Genomic DNA, 21767 nt, shown 5'->3' with positions numbered 1-21767 from the left:
GCTTCAGGTAAGGGCGCAAGCGCCCGTGCCGGCTCCCCCTGTGTCACGCGTCATGAGGTCACCTTGCCGACCGGCGCCGGTAGGCCGTCGTGCCACCAGGACGCCAGGCTGTAGACGTGCGGCGCCTTGAGCAGGGTGAAATGGTTACCCGGCCCGTACCAGGTCTGCAGGTGATCCGTGTGTCGGCTCCAGCCCTCGATCATGCCGGCCTGCTCGCGCTGATTGCCGTGTGCATCCAGCGTCGGATCGTCGGCCAACACCAGGCGCACCGGGCCGTTGTAGCGCTGGCGTGGCTGGTAAACCGTGCGCAGCGCCGCACCAAAGGCGCGCGCCGGTCCTTGCATCACCTCAGGTGTGGAGCGCGCCGAGAGCATGCCGACGCGCACCATGGCGGCGTGCAAGCTGGCCAGTTGTGCCGCTTCATCCAGATCGGCAAAGGCCTGCTGATCAATCCCGAATGGCTTCCCAGCCGCCAGTTGCAGGGTTTCGATCAGGCGCAGCAACACGCCGGTTGCGGTGTACGGCTTGCCGACCACGCCCGAACTGCCCGGTGACTCACTGTCGACCAGGGTCAGCGACAACACTTCGCGCCCCTGGGCCTGCAGACGCAGGGCCATCTCGAAAGCCACCCAGCCGCCAAAAGAGTGCCCGAGCAAATGCACCGGCCCATTCGGACATTGTTGTTCCAGCGCTTGCAGGTAAGCCTGCGCCGCCGTTTCCACGCGGCTGTGGGGCAGCGCCTTGGCGTCCAGCCCGCGAGGTTGCAGACCATGGATCGGCCAGGCCGGCCCGAACGCATCACTCAGGCCGATAAACCCCGTGACACTGTCGCCTGCGCCCGGAATGCAGAAGATCGGTGCCTGCCCGGCCTGCCCGCTCTGAATCGTCAGCACCGGCTGGTAAGGCGTGTTGGCCGGTGTTGCCGGCAAGGCCTTCAAGGCATCGCCGATGGCCTGACCCAACGCCTCGATGTGCGGCGCCTGCATCATGCTCTGGTGGTCGCCCGGCACCCTGATACGCTGCAGCAGGCCCGAAGGCACAACCTGATCCCAACCCAGCGTGTCACTGCTGCGCGAGGCTTCATCCATGCGTTCTTCGGCCGTGAACAAATGCACCGCCATGGTCAGCGGCAACAAGCTGTAATGGGCTTGCGCATGACCGTGGGAGACTTCGCGGTCCAGGTAGGCCCACAAGGCGTCCCGGGACAGCGCCGCCAACTGCGGCTGCAGCAGGCCGGCGTCGCGGCAGCGTTGCCACAGGGTGTCAAAGTCCATCCGTGCCGCGTCACCCTCCAGCTGCATGAGGGTGGCCAGCGCCTGCCCATCCACCGGTGTTTGAACCTGGCAGAAGGCACGGCATTGTTCGAGCAGGTGCAGGCTGTGGGCATGGGCCACCGACCAGCGCGCCTTGCCTTGATCGACCAGGCGCGGCACGTGGGTGTCGAGCAGGCCGAGGAAACTCACCTGCTCGTCCATGCCGATCAGTTGCGCGGCGATTTCATACGCCAGCAACCCGCCGAACGACCAACCGGCCAGACGATAGGGGCCATGCGGCTGCACGCTGCGCATCATGTCGATATGCCGCGCCGCCAGGCATTCCAGGGTCCGCAACTGCGGCTCGCCCCAGGCCACACCCTCCAGACCGTAGACCGGAATGTCCGCATCCACATGCCGGGCCAGCGCCGGGAAATACACGTTAAGCCCGCTGAACTCATGCACCAGGAACAACGGCGCCTGGGTACCACCGGCGCGTACCGTGACCAGGCCTTGCTCGAGTGCCGGCGCATCGCTGCGCAAGCGCAACAGCGCGGCCATCGACGCGACGCTGGCATGCTGGAACAACTGCGCCAGGGTGACCGGCAGGTCGTCCTGGGTCAGCAGGCTGACCAGACGAATCGCCAGCAGCGAATGCCCGCCCATTTCAAAGAAACTGTCGTGGCGCCCTACCCTTGTCAGCTTCAGCACGTGGGCCCAGTGGCCCGCCAGGCGTTCTTCCAGCGCCCCGACCGGCGCCGCATAGTCGCGGCTGAGCACCGACTGCTCGGGCGCCGGCAACGCCTTGCGGTCGAGTTTGCCGTTCGGTGTCACCGGCAAGCTGTCCAGTTGAACATACGCACTGGGCAGCATGTACTGCGGCAAGTGGCTCAGCAGTTCTTCACGCAGTTGCTCGATTGAGCCCGGCGAACCGCACAGGTAAGCCACCAACTGCTTGCCGGCGACCTGCCCTTCGCTGTCGTCGCGAGCCATGACCACGGCCTCACGCACGCCTTCACAGGCCAGCAGCGCGCTTTCGACTTCGCCCAACTCGATACGGAAACCACGGATTTTCACCTGATCATCGTTACGACCCAGGTATTCCAGGGTGCCGTCCGGCAACCAACGGCCAAGGTCGCCGGTCTTGTACAGGCGGCCCGGGCCAGCGCTGAACGGGTCGGCCAGGAAGCGCTCACTGCTCAGTTGCGGCTGGTTGAGGTAACCACGTGCGATCCCGATACCGGCCAGGTGAATCTCACCGGCCACCCCCAGGCCCGTCGGATGCCCATGGGCATCCAGCACATACACGCGGGTGTTGGCGATCGGACGCCCGATGGAACGTGGATGCGGGTTGGCGGCCAACACCTCATTGGCGGTTGCGATGATCGTCGCTTCAGTGGGGCCATAGGTATTGAGCAAACGCGGCGTGTGGCCGCTGCGCAGGAACCAATGCTGCACCGCCTCCGGGCTCAGCTCTTCGCCACCCACCACAACCACCCGCACAGAAGCCGGAATGACAGCGCTGTGATCGTCCGCCAGGCCTTGCCAGAAGCGGGTCGGCAAGCTGATCACCGACAGCCGGGCCTGGGTCGCCAGGCTCCAGAATTGCGCGGCATCGGTCAACCAGTCGGCACTGCGCAGCACCAGCGTGGCGCCGCAGGTCAGCGCGCCAAAAATCTCTTCGATGGAGGCGTCGAAGTTGATGGTCGCAAATTGCAGCGCACGATCCCCCGCCCCCAGGCCGGTCAAGCCACGAATCGCCTGGATTTCATTGCACAGGCCGGCATGCTCGATCATCACGCCCTTCGGCGTGCCGGTCGAACCGGAGGTATAGAGCACATAGGCCAGGTGTTCGCTGGCCAGCCCCAATTGCGCAGGCTGCGGGTTGTGCGTGCCCAGCGCGCGCCAGGGTTGGAGCACGCTGTTCAAGGTCACCACCTGCATGGCCTGCGCCAGCGTGCCGAGCAGCGGCAGCACCGCGTATTCGCTGAGCAACACCCGTGGCGCACTGTCGCCGAGCATGAAAGCCAGACGTTGCGGCGGGTAAGCCGGGTCGAGCGGTACGTACGCAGCACCGGCCTTGAGGGTGGCGAGCAAGGCCACCACCATCTGCATCCCGCGTTCCAGCGCGATGGCGACACGGTCGTCAGGCTGCACACCGAGGGCAATCAAATGATGGGCCAACTGGTTGGCCTGGGCATTGAGCTCGGCGTAACTGAGGGCCTGGCCGTCGAACTCCAGCGCAATCGCGCCGGGGTTACGCAGTACCTGGGCCTCGAACAGGCCGTGGATCAATTGATCCTGAGGCTCGTCGGTGTGGGTCTGGTTAAAGTCCAGCAGCACCTGCTGACGTTCGGCCAGCGGCAGGATCTCCAGGCTGCTCAGCGATGCGTCCGGGGTACGTTCCAGGGCATCCACCAGGCTGTCGAGTGCGCCGTGCATATAGCCACAGACCCGTTGCGCGCCGACTTCCGGGCTGACCTGAACAGTCAGGGCGAAGGCGTGGCCAAAATCATCGACGTCCAGCGACAGCGGGTAGTTGCTGCGCTCTTCACCGCCCAGCGCGTGGATGCCGGTCCAGACCGCGAGGTCTTCACTGGAGGCGGCGCCGGCACTGTGACGGTAGTTGAGCAAGGCACTGAACAACGGCGCCGGGGCGGCAACCCCGCTGCAACGCTGGGCCAGGGCCAGAGACGCGTGTTCATGACCGAGCAACGTGCTCAAGCGGGCGTGGGTGGCCTTGACCCCGGCCTGTGCGCCTTCGGCGCCCACGCTGACGCGCAACGGCAAGGTATTGAGGAACAGCCCCAAGGCTCGCTCACCACCCTGCAGCCCGCCCATCAGCACGGTGCCGAATACCACCTCATCCTGGCCGCAGACGTGCGCCAGTACCTGCGCCCAGGCCACATGCATCAGGCTCGCGGCGCTGACGCCCAGTTGCCGTGCGGCGCTGCGCAGACGCTGGCCGAGGCCTTCGTCCACCAGCAGTTGCGCCGCTTCCAGTGTGCCGCCGGCTTGCACATCGTGCAGGCCAAACGGCAAGGTCGGCTCGTCGATGTCCGCCAGCATCGCGCTGAAAAACGCTTCATGCTCCTGCTCCGTCAGGCCCAGGCGCGCCTGGGCCACATAGTTGCGGTACGGTACGGGCGCACTCAAACGGTCTTGCTGACCGGTGAGGAACGCCTGCAACTCGTACTGCAAGAGGTCCATGGCGACATGGTCGAACAGCATGTGGTGGAACATCAGCAGCGCACACCACTGCTGTTGTGCACCGTCATAAGCACACACCAGGCGCATCAGCGGCGCGTCGCGCAGGTCCATGCGGAAATGCTGCGGGTTGAAACGCTCACGCAGTTGCGCACCGGCATCGCCTTCGGCGTCCAGGTGCAACTCTTCCAGGGCAAACGGCACATGGCGCAACACCACCTGCACCGGCTCGCTCAAGCCTTCCCAGCGCATGGTGGAGCGCAGGATGTCGTTACGCTCGACCACGCCTTGCAGGGCTTGGGCAAAGGCTTCGAGGCGCTCGCGGCTGTCGAAATTGAACGACGCCTGCTCCAGGTACAAGTCGCCCTCATCCGCCAACAGATGGTGGTACAGGATGCCTTCCTGCAACGGCGTCATGCCGTAGATGTCCTGTACGTTGGCCAATTGGCCCGGCACGCTGGCAACGACGCTGTCGATCTCGTCCTGGCTGAGGCCGGCCAGCGGCAGCAACTCAGGCGTGATGCGTCGGCAGTCAGCCTCAATGGTATTGGCCGGAATCACCAGCGCGCGGCTGCTGCCGACGACGCTGGCCAACCCGGCAAGGGTCGGGTGGGTAAACAGGGCACCGACGTCGACCCGCAGGTCTTCCTGGCGCATGCGCTCCACCAGCTTGACCGCCAGCAACGAATGGCCGCCGAGTTCAAAGAAGTTGTCATGCCGCCCCACTTGTTCCAGCTGCAGCACCTGCTCCCACACCAGCGCCAGACGGCGTTCGACAAGCCCTTGCGGCGCCTGGTAATCACGGCTCGCCACCGCCGACTGATCCGGCGCCGGCAAGGCTTTGCGGTCCAGTTTGCGGTTCGGCGTGAGCGGCAGCGCCTCCAGGGTGACGAAGGCTGACGGAATCATGTATTCGGCCAGCAACGGCGCCAAATAGCTGCGCAAACCGGCGGCGCTCAGCTCGACCCCGGCATGCGGCACCACGTAGGCCACCAGGCGTTTCTCACCCGGACGGTCTTCGCGCGCAATCACCGCAACTTCCTTGACGCCGGCGCAGTTGCCCAGGCGCGATTCGATTTCGCCCAGCTCGATGCGGAAACCGCGCACCTTGACCTGGAAGTCGTTACGGCCCAGGTACTCGATGGAGCCATCCACAAGGTAGCGTGCCAGGTCACCGGTCTTGTACATCCGCGCACCCGGTACCGGGCTGAACGGGTCAGCAATAAAGCGTTCGGCGCTGATCACGTCGAGGTTCAGGTAACCGCGTGCCACGCCGTCGCCACCGATGAAAATCTCCCCCGCCACACCGAATGGCACCGGCTGCTGCCGGCTGTCGAGCAGGTAAATGCGGGTGTTGGCCATCGGCTTGCCGATGGTGGTGTTGCCGTTGATGTCGCCGGTGTAGCTCACGTAAGCCGTGGTGCAGGACACCGTCGCTTCGGTCGGGCCGTAAGTGTTGATCAACCGTACATGGGCCGGGCGCGACTCGTCCCAGAGCTTGAGTTTTTGCGCCGACAGCGCATCGCCGGTCACGTTGATCAAGCGCACATCGCGCAGATGGTCCTGGGCCTGCTGTGGGTTGTGATGCCATTCGGCGGCCAGGGTGTGCCAGTGAGCGGCCGTCAAGTGCAGGAAGGTCGGCGTAATGGCCGGGTCCCGCGCGGCCTCGGTGCCGAACACATGGCGGCTGGGCGCCAGGGTCGCGCCCGCCAACAGGGCCGGGAAGATCTCCTCCACCGACAGGTCGAAGTTCAGCGTGTTCTGTTGCAACACGGTGTCCTGCGGCGTCAAGCCGAACAAGCGCGCGGCGTCGAGGCTGTAGTTGACCAGCCCGCGGTGTTCGATCATCACCCCTTTGGGGTTGCCGGTGGAGCCGGAGGTGTAGATCACATACGCCAGGTGACGGGCATTGAGGCCCGGCACCACCGGGTTATGTTCGGCGCCGTTGACCGGTTCATCCAGCAACACGCTCGGAATCGCCAGGGCCGGCAGGCGGTCCTGCAACGGACGCTGGGTCAGCACCGCCGACGGCGTACTGTCGGCGATCATGTAAGCCAGGCGCTCCGGCGGGTAATTGGGGTCCAGCGGCACATAAGCGGCGCCGGCCTTGAGCACCCCGAGCAGGCCCACCAACACTTCATCGCCGCGCTCGGCGCAGATCGCCACGCGCTCGTCGGGGCCAATGCCCAGGCCGATCAGGTGATGCGCCAGGCGGTTGGCCCGGCGGTTGAGCTCGGCATAACTGATGCGCTGCGATCCGAACGCCACCGCAATGGCCTGCGGTGTGGTCTCGACCTGGGCTTCAAACAGTTGGTGAACAGTGGCCTCGTGCGGATAGGCGACCTCGGTATTGTTGAGGGCGTGCAGCAGGTAATCGCGCTCGTCCTCATCCACCAGGGCAATATGCGCCAACTGCGCCTGGTCATCGGCGACCATCGCGTGCAGCAGTCGCTCGAAATACCCCAGGTACCGTTGCAGGGTGGTTTCGTCGAACAGCGCCGTGGCGTACTCCAGGTTACCGGCGATGTGGCCTTGCACTTCACCCAGGTCCAGGGACAGGTCGAACTTGGCAAAGTGACTGGTTTCACCGACCGCTTCGAACTGCAGGTCACCCATGACCAGGCTTGGGCCGTCGCTGTTCTGCCAGGTCAGCAAGGTCTGGAACACCGGGCTATGGGCCAGGCTGCGCGCTGGTTTGACCACTTCCACCACCTGCTCGAACGGCAAGTCCTGATGGGCCTGCGCTGCCAGCGTGCGGTCCCTGGCATGCGCCAGCAAGGCGGCGACGGTCAGGTCCTCGCCCGCACCGATACGCACAGCCAGGGTATTGACGAACAAGCCGATCAGACCTTCGACTTCGGCACGCATGCGGTTGGCGGCCGGCGAACCGATCACCACCTCATCCTGGCCGGACAGACGGCAGAGCAACGCGCCCCACGCGGCCATCATGGTCATGTACAGCGTGGTGCCGTGGCGCTGGCTCAAGGCCTTGAGCCCGGCGGTAAGGTTGACGTCGAGTAACAGGGTCAGGGTCGCGCCGCTGTAGTCCTGGCGCGCCGGGCGTGGGCGATCGGTGGGCAGCATCAGCAAGGCGGGTGCATCCGCCAGCGCTTGCTGCCAGTACTGGCTCTGTTGCTGCAATACCTCGCCACTCAACCAGCGGCGCTGCCACACGGCAAAATCGCCGTATTGCAGGGCCAGCGGCGGCAGCGGGTCCGGCTGGCCGTGACGGAAGGCCTCGTACAGCGCCATCAATTCACGGGTCAGCACGCCCATTGACCAGCCATCGGAAACGATGTGGTGCATGGTCAACAACAGCACGTGATGGTCGTCGCCACGCTGCAACAGCTGCGCACGAATCAGCGGCCCCTGTTCCAGGTCGAACGGTTGCAGCGCGTCGGCGCTGATGTGCGCTTGCAGCGCGGCCTCACTGTCAACGTCCAGACGTCGCAGCGCAAAGGCACGCTCGGCCGGATCGATACGCACCAGCGCATCGCTGTTGTGGTGCACGAAACGACTGCGCAGGGCTTCGTGGCGCGCCACGATGGCGGTGAGCGCGCGCTCCAGCGCATCGGCATCCAGGTGACCGCGCAGCCTGAGGGCAATCGGCATGTTGTAGGCGGTGCTGGCACCTTCCATCTGCGCCAGGAACCACAGGCGCTGCTGGGCAAACGACAGCGGCAAGTCCTGGTTGCGCGGCACCGGCAAAATCGCCGGCAAGGTGCTGCGGGACGCCTGTGCCAGCACCTGGGCCAATGCGGCCAGTTGCGGGTGGGCAAACAGATCGGCCAGGGCCAGTTCCACACCCAGACGCTGGCGCACCTGGGAAATCAGGCGCATCGCCAACAGCGAATGACCGCCCAAATCAAAGAAATGCCCTTGCCGACCAACCTGCTCCAGCCCCAGCAGGTCCTGCCAGATATGCGCCAGGGTGGCTTCAATCTCGCCCTCGGGCGCTTCATACACACCGCTGACCACTGCGTCGAGACCCGGCGCCGGCAGTGCCTTGCGGTCCAGCTTGCCGTTGGGGTTCAAGGGCAACGCCTCAAGTTGCACATAGGCCGACGGCACCATGTACTCCGGCAGTGCGCTTTGCAGGCAGGCGCGCAGGTCTTCGATCTGTGGCGTGAGGCCAGTGAAATAGGCCACCAGCCGCTCATCACGTACCAGTACCGCAGCCTCGGTCACTTCGGGGTGAGCCGCGAGCAGCGCTTCGATTTCACCCAGCTCGATGCGCAGGCCGCGGATCTTGACCTGGTCGTCGTTACGGCCCAGATAGTCGAGCGTGCCGTCAGCGCGGTAACGCACCAGGTCACCGGTGCGGTACATGCGTCCGCCCGGCGTGAACGGGTCGTCCAGGAAGCGTTCGGCGGTCAGCGCTTCACGGTTGAGGTAACCGCGCGCCACACCGGCGCCGCCGATGTAAAGCTCACCCACGCTGCCCGTCGGCACCCGTTGCCCGTAGGCGTCCAGCACGTAGAGCGTGAGGTTGCGCAATGGCCGGCCCAGCGGAATATCTGCGACACCGTAGCGGCTCAGGTCAGCGTCGACCGCATGCCAGGCGACCACGTCGCTGCATTCGGTCGGGCCATAACTGTTGATGAATTGCGGGCGCGGCACCTGCAGTTTTTCCAATTGCGACAGCTTGATCGGCTCGCCGCCCAGCACCACGCGGCGCAGCTGGCTCAGGGCGCACTGCTGATCGGCGTCGATCAGCGCATAGAACGCGCTGGGGGCCAGGTTGATGTGGGTGATCACCTGATCACTGATCTGGCGCACGATGCTTGAAGGATCAAACGGGCTGTCCGCCAGATGCAAGGTGGCACCCACGGCCAGGCTGGCGAAGATGTTTTTCTGGGTCAGGTCGAAGCTGTGGGAGGTCAGCAACAACACTGCATCGTCGGCATCCAGCCCGACGTCGTCGATGTACCAGCCGAGCATGTTGACCACGCCCTGATGCTCGACCATGACGCCCTTGGGCTGGCCGGTGGAGCCCGAGGTGTAGATCACATAGGTCAAGTGTGTGGCCGTCAGTTCGGCCACCTGCGGGTTGTGCAGGTGCGGGGCGTACGCGTCATCACGGTCAAGGTCGACCACCGGCAGGCCCGGCTCGCCGGCCAGGTGTGCGGTCACGCTGTGCACCAGCAACGCCGCCGGGGCGCTGTCGTGCAACATGTAGTGAATGCGCTCCAGCGGATAGTTCGGGTCGATCGGCACGTAGGCGCCGCCGGCCTTGAGAATCGCCAGCAAACCGACAACCAGCTCGGTACTGCGCTCCACGCAGATCGCCACACGGGCATCCGGCTGTACGCCAAGCTCGCGCAAGTGGTGGGCCAGTCGGTTGGCGCGCTCGTTAAGCTCGCGGTAGCTCAGTGAACCGTTGCCGGCCTGCACGGCACGGGCATCCGGTGTGCGCAGCGCCTGAGCCTCGAACAGACTGTGCACCGTGGCGGCCGGCAAAGCCGTGCGCAGGCCGCCAAGACCGGCCAGTTGCTGTTGGCACTCGTCTTCATCGAGCAGCGGCACGCGGGCAAGCTGCGTCTGATCGTCGGCGACCATGGCGCGCAACAGGCGCTCGAGGTAGCCGAGGTGACGGGTCAGGGTCGGCGCATCAAACAACGCCGTGGCGTAGCTCAGGGAGCCGATGATCTGGCCCTGGGCCTCGCACAGCTCCAGCGACAGGTCGAACTTCGCCGCGCTGTTGATCTGGCCGCTGCCTTCCAGCACCAGGTCACCGAGTACCGGTGCCACACTTTCGTTGTTCTGCCACGTCAGCATGGTCTGGAAGACCGGGCTGTAGGCCATGCTGCGCACCGGTTTGATGATATCCACCACCTGCTCGAACGGCAGGTCCTGGTGGGCCTGCGCGCCCAGCGTCTGGGCCTTGACCCGCGCCAGCAGGGTTTGCACGGTCGGTTCACCCGAGGCGTCGATACGCACCGCCAGGGTGTTGACGAACAGACCGATCAGGCCTTCGACCTCGACGCGGTTGCGGTTGGCCACCGGTGAGCCGATCACCACTTCATCCTGCCCGGCCAGACGGCTGAGCAACGCGCCCCATGCCGCCAGCAGCGTCATGTACAGCGTAGTGCCATGGCGTTGGCTGAGGGTCTTGAGGCCCTGGGTCAACCCGGCATCCAGTTGCAGGTTCAACACCGCACCGGAGAAGTCCTGCTGCGCGGGACGCGGGCGGTCGGTGGGCAGCGTCAACATGGCCGGCGCACCGGCCAGCGCCTGTTGCCAATACAGATTTTGCTGGTGCAACACCTCGCCGCTCAACCAGCGGCGCTGCCACACGGCGAAGTCGGCGTATTGCAGGCCCAGCGGCGGCAACGGGTCGGCCAGGCCCTGGCTGAAGGCGCCATACAGCGCCATCAGCTCGCGGGTCAGCACGCCCATCGACCAACCGTCAGAAGCAATATGGTGCATCGTCAACAGCAGTACGTGGTGTTCCTCCCCCATGCGCACCAGGCGCGCGCGCAGCAACGGCCCGTTGACCAAGTCAAACGGGGCCAGCGCTTCGTGCTCGGTCAAAGCCTGCAATTGCTGCGGCGCATCGGCCAGCTCGCGCAGGTCATTGTGTTCAAGCACAAAGGCGCCTTCGACCGGGGTGATGACCAACTGCGGCTCATCGTTATCGACCACAAACACACTGCGCAGCACTTCATGCCGGCTGACGATCTGCGCCAGGGCGCGCTCCAGCGCCAACGCATCAAGCGCACCACGCAGACCCAGGCCAACCGGCATGTTGTAGGCGGCGCCCGCATTGTCCATCTGCGCCAGGAACCACAGGCGCTGCTGGGCAAACGACAGTGGCAGCGCCTCTTCACGGGACACCGGCACAATCGGCGGCAAACTGCTGCGCCCCGCCTTGGCCACCGCCTGGGCGAGGGCCGAGAGTTGCGGATGGGCAAACAGCGCTGCGAGGTCCAGCTCCACCCCCAGGTGCACGCGCACCTGGGAAATCAGACGCATGGCCAGCAACGAATGCCCGCCCAGCTCGAAGAAGTGATCATCACGCCCGACCTGCTCGACCTTGAGCAACTGGCTCCAGATCTGCGCCAGCGCCACTTCCACCTCGCCCTGGGGCGCTTCATAGCCACGGCTGAGCAAGGCCTGCTGATCCGGAATCGGCAGCGCTTTGCGGTCCACCTTGCCGTTGTTGGTCAGCGGCAGGTGGTCGAGGCGCACGTAGGCACGCGGCACCATGTATTCCGGCAGTTGCTCCTGCAGCCAGGTGCGCAGGGCCTGGATGTCCAACGCCTGGTGCTCGGTTAAGTAAGCCACCAGGCGCTTGCTGCCCGGCTCGTCCTCTCGGGCCAGCACCACCACCTCGTTGATCTGCGGGTGTTCGCCGAGGCGGTTTTCGATCTCGCCGAGTTCAATGCGGAAACCACGGATCTTCACTTGGTCGTCATTACGGCCCAGGCAGTCAAGTTCGCCCTTGGCCAACCAGCGGCCAAGGTCGCCCGTGCGGTACATCAACGCGCCAGGCTCACGGCTGAACGGGTCCTGGATAAATTTCTCGGCGGTCAGCTCAGGCCGGTTCAGGTAACCCTTGGCGACGCCTTGGCCGCCAATGTAGATCTCCCCGACAACGCCCAACGGCACCGGCTGCTGGCGTTGATCGAGCAGGTAAATGCGCGTATTGGAAATCGGCCCGCCGATCGGCACGCTCTCGGCATCGTCGGCCAGCGCGCGCACTTCAAACGTGGTGGCGTAGGTGGTGGTTTCGGTCGGGCCGTAGCAATGCACCAGACGCAACTTCGGCGCATGTTCCAGCAGGCTGCGGAACGCCGCCGGATCCGCGCGTTCACCGCCGCACAGCAGCATGCGCAAGCCCTTGAGGGCATCGGGAATCAGCTGTACGTACTGATTGAACAGCGCCGTGGTGGTGAACAGGATCGTGGCCGCCGACTCGCTCAACACCGCACCAAAACGCAGCGGGTCAAGCAACGTGTCGTGGTCAATCACCACCACTTGGCCGCCATTGAGCAAAGCGCCCCAGACGTCCATGGTGCTGGCGTCGAACGCCGGGTTGGAGGCAAAGGCGATACGGTCATGGGGATTGAAATCGGCATAACCGCCGTTGATCACCAGCCGTGTGATTCCCCGGTGCGGCACCAGCACGCCCTTGGGCACGCCGGTGGAGCCGGAGGTGTACATGATGTAGGCGACCGACTCGGCAGACTGTTCAAACGCCGGGTCGTGAACCGGGGCATCGCTCAGATCGAGGCTGTCCAGTTCCAGGTGCCCGCCGCCCTCGGGGGCTTGATGGGCGCTGGTGGTGAGCAGCCACTGCGCGCCGCTGTCCTGGCGCATGAAGGTTTGACGGTCGGCGGGAGCGTTGACATCCAGCGGCACATATACCGCCGCTGCCTTGCTGATCGCCAGTTGGCTGACCAGCAAGTCCACGGAGCGCTCCAGCAGAATGGCAACACTGTCACCGGCCTGCACACCCAGGCTGATCAGGTGGTGGGCCAAGCGGTTGGCGCGCCGGTTCAATTGCGCATAGCTCAACGACTGCTCACCGTGAACCACGGCTACAGCATCGGGCCGGGTACGTGCCTGAGCCTCGAACAGCGCGTGGATGGTCGAAGTCTGCGGGAACGGACGTTCGCTGTCGTTGAAGGCTTCCAGCAGCTCCTGACGCTCAGCCTCGGGCAAGACCGACAGGTCATGCAACGGCGTGCCGGGTGCGTGCTCCAGGGCATCGACCAACTGCTGCAGCGCCGCTTGCATATAGACGCACACGCGCAGCGCACCAATCCCGGCCAGCGCCTGGGCATTGAGTTGAAAGCCACTGCCGAAGTCATCGACGTTAAGCACCAGCGGATAGTTGGTGCGCTCTTCCATGCTCAGCGCCTGAATGCCGTCCCACGCGGCAATGTCTGCGGTAGAGACTTGCGCGGCTGCACTGTGGCGGTAGTTGAGCAAGGTGTTGAACAACGCCTGCGCCGCCGGCATGCCGCTGCAATGCTGGGCCAGCGACAGGGACGCGTGTTCATGGGCCAGCAGTTGCGCCAGTTGCGTGTGAGTGGCACGCACGGCTTCGCGAGCTCCGTGGGCGCCGATGCTCACACGCAACGGCAACGTGTTGATGAACAGGCCCAGCGCACGCCCTGCCCCTTCACCGCCTTGCAAGCGGCCCAGCAGTACCGTGCCGAACACCACATCATCACGGCCACTGACCTGCGCCAGCACCTGGCCCCACGCCAGGTGCATCAGGCTCGCGGCGCTGACCCCAAGCACCCGCGCCTGCTCACGCAGCCGCCCGCCCAGGACGCTGTCGAGCATCAGGTGAGATTCCTCGACCCCTCTGCCGTCGCCCTGCACATTCTGCAGACCGAACGCCAGGGTCGGTTCGTCGATATCACCCAGCATTGCGCCGAAGAACGCTTCATGGGCCTGACGATCGGCGCCCAGGCGCGACTGCGCCACATGCTCGCGGTAAGGAATCGACGGCGGCAACTGTGCGCTCTGACCTTTGAGGCTGGCCTGGACTTCCTCAATCAGCACCTCCAGCGCGGTATGGTCGAGCACCATGTGGTGGAACAAAAGAATGCCGACCCAGCGCTGGTTGGCGCTGTCCTCGGTGTAGGCCAAATGCATCAGCGGAGCACGGCTCATGTCCAGGCGATAGTGGCGCGGGTCGAACCGGCTGTGCAGTTGCGCCAGCACGTCTCCTTCCGCCGGGTCGATGGCCACTTGCTCCAGGCCCAGCGAAGCCTGGCGCCATACCACTTGCACAGGCTCCACGAGCCCTTCCCAGGCGATACTGCTGCGCAGGATGTCGTGGCGGTCGATCACGCTTTGCAGGGCCCTGGCGAACAGGTTGAGCGGTTCGGGGCCGGTAAACGAAAACAGCATGTGCAGCAGGTAAGCATCACCCTGATCCGCCGCCAGGTGGTGGTAGAACATACCGTCCTGCAGCGGTGCCAGGCTGTAGATATCCTGCACATTGCGCACGCCGCCAGGCACGCCGGCGACGATGCGGTCGATGCTGTTTTGGTCCAGTTCGGCCAGGGGCAGCAGGTCCGGAGTGATGTGCTCGCAGCCCGGCTCGATCCGGTTGGCCGGCACCAATAGCTGCGTATGGCCGCCCACGGCGGCCGCCAGGGCCGCCAACGTCGGCTGGCCAAAGAGGACGCGCACGTCGGCGCTCAGTTCGAGCTGGCGCATGCGTTCGATCAACTTCACCGCCAACAGCGAATGGCCGCCCAGCTCGAAGAAGTTGTCGTGTCGCCCCACCCGCTCCACGCCCAGCAACTCTTGCCAGAGTGCGGCGAGGGTGTGCTCCACTTCCCCCTCCGGCCGCTCGTATTCGCGCCGCGCCAGGGCGTCACCATCCGGCGCCGGCAAGGCTTTGCGATCAAGCTTGCCGTTGGTGGTCAACGGCAAGCGCTCAAGCATCACAAATGCGCTGGGCACCATGTAATCGGCCAGGGACACCAGCAACTGCTGGCGCAGGTCGGCCGCCACAGGTTCGGCGCCATCGGCCGCGATCACGTAGGCAACCAGGCGCTTGTTGCCGGGCTGGTCTTCGCGAGCAATGACCACCGCGTCACGCACACCTTCACAGGCCGCGAGATGCGCCTCGATTTCCCCCAGTTCGATACGGAAACCACGGATTTTTACCTGGTCGTCATTGCGCCCCAGGTAGTCGATGCTGCCGTCTGCCAACCAGCGGCCCAGGTCACCGGTCTTGTACAGGCGGGCATCGGCACGCCCGCTGAACGGGTCGGCAATAAAGCGCTCGGCATTCAGTTCCGGGCGGTTCAGGTAACCACGCGCCACCCCGGCACCGCCCACGTACAACTCGCCCACCACGCCCACCGGCACCGGTTCGCGCGCGCTGTCGAGCACGTAGAGTTGCAAGTCCGGAATACGCCCGCCAATCGGGCTGACCCCCACCAACTGCGCATCCGCCGCTTCAAGGGCACGGTAAGTCACGTGCACCGTGGTTTCGGTGATGCCGTACATGTTCACCAGCTGCGTACCGGCGTTGGCCGTACGCGCATACCACGGCTTGAGCATCCCCGGTTCCAGGGCTTCGCCACCGAAAATCACCTGGCGCAGGGAGTGCTTCAAGGCACTCTGGCCCTGGGCGGCGATCAATGAACGGAAGGCACTCGGCGTCTGGTTGAGGATGGTCACACCGGCACTGCACAGCAGCGCATAGCACTCGTCCGGCGAGCGGCTGGTGAGTTGCGGCACTACCAGCAACTGCCCGCCGTGGATCAGCGCACCCCAGATTTCCCAGACCGAGAAGTCGAACGCGAACGAGTGAAACAGCGCCCACACGTCCCGATCATTGAAGTTGAACCACCCTCCGGTGGCGGAGAACAGCCGCGCCACGTTACGGTGCTCGATCATCACACCTTTGGGCAAACCGGTGGAACCTGAGGTGTAGATCACGTAAGCCAGGTTGGCCGAGGTCAGGCCAGGCACCTGCGGGTTGTGTATCGGCTGCAGCTGCAGGTCCGTCGCGTCCAGGTCAATCACCGGCACCGCAAGTTCGGCCACCCGCGCCTGCGTCGCTGCCTGCACCAGCACCGCCACCGGGGCACTGTCCTGCAGGGTGTAACTGATGCGTTCCTGCGGATAGGCAGGGTCGATCGGCACGTAACCGGCGCCCGCCTTGAGGATGCCGAGCAAGCCGATGATCATTTCCAGCCCGCGCTCCACGCAGATTGCCACCCGCTCGTCCGGGCTCACGCCGAGGCTCAGCAGGCGGTGCGCGACCCTGTTCGCACGCGTGTTCAGCTCGGCGTAGCTCAGGTGGCTGTCTTCAAACACCACCGCGATGGCATCGGGTTGCTCGGCGGCCTGACGCTCGATCTGGTGATGAATCAACTCGGCATCGGCATACAGGCTGTCCGTGGCGTTCCAGCGCTGCAACAGTTGCTCACGCTCAAGCGCCGGCAACATGCCCAGGCTTGGCAGCGCGGCCTGTGGCGTCTGCTCCAGCGCCTGCACGAGGTTTTCCAGCACACATTGCATATAGCCGCAGATGCGTGCGGCACCGATGGTGCCATCGGCCATGACCGACAGGCTGAAGGCATCGCCCGTGTCGTTGACCGACAGGGTCAGTGGGTAGTTGGTGCGCTCCTTGCTGTCGAGGATACCGATACCTTCCCAGGCGGCCTGCGCGGCCTGGGACACATCCCCACCGCCAAGCTGGCGATAGTTGAGCAGCGAGCTGAACAGCGGCGTAGAGGGCGCGACCTTGCTGCAGCGCTGCGCCAGCACCAGCGACGCGTGCTCATGGCCGAGCAAACCGGTCAGGCGCGCATGGGTGGTCTTGACCAGGCTGCGCACGCCCGCCTCACTGAGGCTGATGCGCAACGGCAGCGTGTTGATGAACATCCCCAGGGCGCGGTCCGCACCTTCGCCACCTTGCAGGCGCCCCAGCAAGACCGTACCAAACACCACATCATCGCGGCCGGAAACACCCCCCAGCACCCGGGCCCACGCCAGGTGATACAGGCTCGCCGGGGTCACGCCCAACTGCCGAGCCTGTTTGCGCAGGCGTGTGTTGAGAGTGTCATCGAGTTGCAGCAGCACCTCTTCGACCCCGTGGCCATCGCCTTGCACATCCTGCAGACCAAACGGCAGGGTCGGCTCGTCGATGTCGCCCAGCATTTCACTGAAAAACGCTTCGTGCTCTTCGCGACTCACGCCCAGGCGCGCCTGCGCCACGTAGTTGCGATACGGCACCGAAGCCGGCAATTGGGCTTCTTCACCGCGGGTATGCGCTTCGATCTCGGTAATCAGCATGCGCAGGGAGGTGGCGTCGTCCACCAGGTGGTGCAACAGCAACACGGCCACCCAGCGTTCGTTGGGGGCGTCTTCGCTGTAGCCGATGCGCATCAGTGGTGCCTGACGAATGTCGAGGCGATGATGGCGCGGGTTGAGGCAGGCGGTCAGTTGTTCAGCGATATCACCGGCGGCCGGGTCCAGGGGGATTTCATCGAGGCCCAGTTGTGCCTCGCGCCAAACCACTTGCACCGGCTCGTCCAGGCGCTCCCAGACTACCGCCGTACGCAGAATGTCATGTCGCGAAATCACGCCCTGCAGCGCGTCGGCGAAACGTGTCAGCCGCTCGCGGCTGGTGAAGCTGAAAGTCACATATTGCAGATAGGGGTCGCCCTGGGCGGCCGCCAAATGGTGGTACAGGATGCCTTCCTGCAGGGGCGCCAGGCTGTAGATTTCCTGAACGTTGCGCGACCCGCCCGGCACCGTTGCCACGATGCGCTCGATGGCATCCTGATCGAGGTCCGCCAGCGGCAGCATGTCCGGTGTAATGTGTTCGCACCCCGCGGGCACACGATTGGCGGGCACCGCCACGTCCTTGCTCGCACCCGCGACCGCCGAGGCCAGGGCCGCGAGGGTCGGCTGGCCGAACAGTACACGCACATCCGCACCGAGCCCGACCTGACGCATGCGCTCGATCAACTTGACCGCCAGCAACGAGTGGCCACCCAACTCGAAAAAGTGATCCTGGCGCCCGACCTGCTCGACATTGAGCAAGTCCTGCCAGATCGTCGCAATCGCGGCTTCGACCGCGCCTTGCGGCGCTTCGTATTGACGCCGCGCCAGTGCGTCGGCGTCCGGTGCCGGCAAGGCCTTGCGGTCGAGCTTGCCGTTGGTGGTCAACGGGAAACTGTCGAGCATGACAAAAGCGGCGGGCACCATGTACTCGGCCAAATGCACCAACAACTGGGTTCGCAGGTCAGCGGCGTTCGGCGACGTACCCTCGGCACCAATCACATAGGCCACCAGGCGTTTGTCCCCCGGCGTGTCTTCACGGGCAATCACCACGGCTTCGCGCACGCCGTCACAGGCGGCGAGGCGCGCTTCGATCTCGCCCAGTTCAATCCGGAAACCGCGAATTTTCACCTGGTCGTCGTTACGCCCCAGGTAGTCGATGCTGCCGTCCGCCAGGCGGCGGCCCAGGTCGCCGGTCTTGTACAGGCGAGCGTCGGGGCGGCCGCTGAACGGGTCGGCGATAAAACGTTCGGCGTTCAGTTCCGGGCGGTTCAGGTAGCCACGGGCCACGCCCGCGCCACCGACGTACAGCTCACCCACCACCCCGACCGGCACGGGTTCGCGCCGATCATCGAGCACATACAACTGCAAGTCCGGAATGCCCCCGCCAATCGGGCTGGCCCCCACCAGTTGGGCATCTGCCGGCTCAAGGGCACGGTAAGTCACATGCACTGTGGTTTCAGTGATGCCGTACATGTTCACCAGTTGCGTACCGGCATTGGCGGAGTGCGCGTACCACGGCTTGAGAATCCCCGGTTCCAGCGCTTCGCCACCGAAAATCACCTGACGCAGGGCGTGCTTGAGCGTGCTTTGGCCCTGGGCAACAATCAACGCGCGGAAGGCGCTCGGGGTCTGGTTGAGGATGGTCACACCGGCGCTGCACAGCAGTGCATAGCATTCATCGGGCGAACGGCTGGTCAGCTGCGGCACGATCAGCAACTGCCCGCCGTGCATCAGCGCACCCCAGATTTCCCAGACCGAGAAGTCGAAGGCGAACGAGTGGAACAACGCCCATACGTCGTTATGGTTGAACTGGAACCAGGCCTCGGTGGCGGTGAACAGGCGCGCCACGTTGCGGTGTTCGATCATCACGCCCTTGGGCAACCCGGTGGAGCCGGAGGTGTAGATGACATAGGCCAGGCTCGACGGCGTCAGGCCCGCGACCTGGGGGTTGCCGGCTGGTTCGTCCTGGCAGTCGCCCGTGTCCAGTGTGATCACCGGCACCGACAACTCGGCTACCCGAGTGTGAGTTGCCTGTTGTACCAGCACGGCGACCGGCGCGCTGTCTTGCAAGGTGTAGCTGATGCGCTCCTGCGGATAGGCCGGATCGATCGGTACATAACCGGCACCGGCCTTGAGAATGCCCAGCAAGCCAATGATCATGTCCAGGCCGCGCTCGACGCAGATCGCCACGCGATCATCCGGGCGCACGCCCAACGCCAGCAGGCGATGCGCAACCTGGTTGGCGCGCCGGTTGAGGGCGCCGTAGCTCAGGCGCTGATCGCCAAACACCACCGCGACAGCGTCAGGCTGCGCCGCCGCACGGGCTTCGACCTGGCTGTGGATCAGTGCGCCGTCGGCAAATACCGTTTCGTTGCGGTTCCAGGCGTGCAGCAGGTGCTCGCGCTCGGTGGCAGGCAGGATACCCAGGGTTTGTAGCGCCACCTCCGGGGTGTGTTCCAGGGCATCGACCTGGCTCTGCAAGGCTGCATTGAGGTAGCGCGCGACACGCTCGGCGCCAATGTCGGGGCCGGCGAGTACGGTGATATGGAAATCTTCACCCAGGTCATCGAAGTTGATGGTCAAGGGGTAGTTGGTACGCTCCTGCGCGCCGAGCGCTTGCATGCCGGCCCAGGCTGCCTGCGCTTCGGTGGTGGCACCGGTGGCACTGTGGCGGTAATTGAGCATCGCGCTGAACAGCGGCGTGGGCGTGGCTACGGCGCTGCAGCGCTGGGCCAGGGCCAGCGAGGCGTGCTCGTGCTGAAGCAGCGCGGTCAGGCGCTGATGGGTCAGCTTCAGGCCGCTGCGCACGCTTTGCGCACCGACGCTGACACGCAGCGGCAAGGTGTTGATGAACATGCCCAGGGCGCGGTCAGAGCCCTCGCCCGCGTGCATGCGGCCCAGCAGGACCGTACCGAAGACGACTTCCTCGCGCCCGGACACTTTGCCCAGCACTTGCGCCAGTGCCAGGTGCACCATGCTGGCGGCACTCACCCCCATCTGGCGCGCCTGGGCACGCAGGCGTTTGCTCAAACCGCTGTCGAGCATCAGGTGGCTTTCGTCGATTCCGTGACCATCCCCCTGAACGTCCTGCGCGCCGAAAGGCAGGGTCGGCTCATCGATGTCGCCCAGCATTTCGCGAAAGAACGCTTCATGCTGCTGTTCCGTCACACCCAGCAGGGCCTGGGCCACATAGTTGCGGTATGGCACCGGCTCACCAAGGTGCTCGACCTGCCCCAGCAGGAAGGCCTGCATTTCGTGCTGCACCACCTCCATCGCGGTATGGTCCAGCGCCATGTGGTGGAACATCAGCACGGCGACCCAACGCTGATTCGGTGAATCCAGCGCAAACGCCACGCGCATCATCGGTGCCTGGCGAATGTCCAGGCGATAATGGCGGGCATCGAAGCGACCTTGCAGCTGGGTCAGCACTTCACCGTCGCGCGGGTCCAGGTGCACTTCCTCACTGATCAGCGCGGCCTTGCGCAGCACCACCTGGACCGGCTCGTCAAGGCTCTCCCACACTACGGTGGTACGCAGAATGTCGTGACGCTTGATCACGTACTGCAAGGCTTCGGTGAATTGCTCCAGACGCTCGCGGCTGTCGAACGCGTACTGCGATTGCAGCAGATACGGGTCCCCCTGCTCGGCGGACAAATGGTGGTACAGCATGCCTTGCTGCAGGGGTGCCAGGGGGTAGATGTCTTTCACGTTGGCCAGGCCACCGGGCACGGCGTCGACAATCTGGTCGATGGTCGCCTGGTCCAGCGTCGTCAATGGCAGCATCTGCGGGGTAATGCGATAGGCAGGGCTCAGCCAGTCGCCACCGTTGCGGGCGATCAATTCAAGCAATTGCGCCTTGTGACTGCGCAGGCTGTCGATCACCCCGTCGTCGAGTCCCTCATCGTCGCCCAGGATGATCAAGTCATCCTCCTCACGTTGAAGATGGATCGCGTGGGTCGAAAGAACTGCCATCAATTCGCTGAAGTGCATGGTGTGACCTGCTTAAGATTCGAAAACAATGACGAAAAAAGCCCGACTTCGCGTGTAACCGAAATACCGGGCATCGAGCGTCGGCGCATGCCTTCCATGGGCAGAGGCGCCGCCGCCGACAGGTTCTAAAAAGTGATGGGTTAAATGCGTGCCACAGGGCTCCCCACAGGGCAGGAAAACTAAAACATCCGCACTGAGGTGTATGTCATGGGAAGCCGGGACAATGCGGGGGTGCCCCGCGGATAAACATGCGGGAGCCGCTTGCCTGCGATGGCGTCGGGTCAGCCGATACCTTCATCGACTGCACCACCGCCATCGCGGGCAAGCCCGGCTCCCACAGGTAAGGGTTCAGGCCAGCGAGCATTGCCACACCGACGTTCCAATGTGGGAGCTGGCTTGCCTGCGATGGCGTCGGGTCAGCCGATACCTTCATCGACTGAACCACCACCATCGCGGGCAAGCCCGGCTCCCACCGTTAATGGTTTATGCCAGCGAGATGTGCCGCACCGACGCGTCAATGTGGGAGCTGGCTTGCCTGCGATG

At 64.7% G+C, this 21767-nt stretch carries 1 protein-coding gene; it reads right to left on the bottom strand.

Annotated features, from left to right (window positions below; translation table 11 throughout):
• Positions 1-50: 50 nt before the first annotated feature.
• The gene (locus tag ATI14_RS21285; protein WP_100831513.1) at positions 51-21224 is read right to left on the bottom strand and encodes a non-ribosomal peptide synthetase; all 21174 of its coding nucleotides are present in this window, start codon (positions 21222-21224) and stop codon (positions 51-53) included.
• Positions 21225-21767 lie beyond the last annotated feature (543 nt).

The organism is Pseudomonas tolaasii NCPPB 2192 (assembly GCF_002813445.1).
Lineage (GTDB): Bacteria > Pseudomonadota > Gammaproteobacteria > Pseudomonadales > Pseudomonadaceae > Aquipseudomonas > Aquipseudomonas tolaasii.
This window is presented reverse-complemented; position numbering and strand designations above follow the sequence as displayed.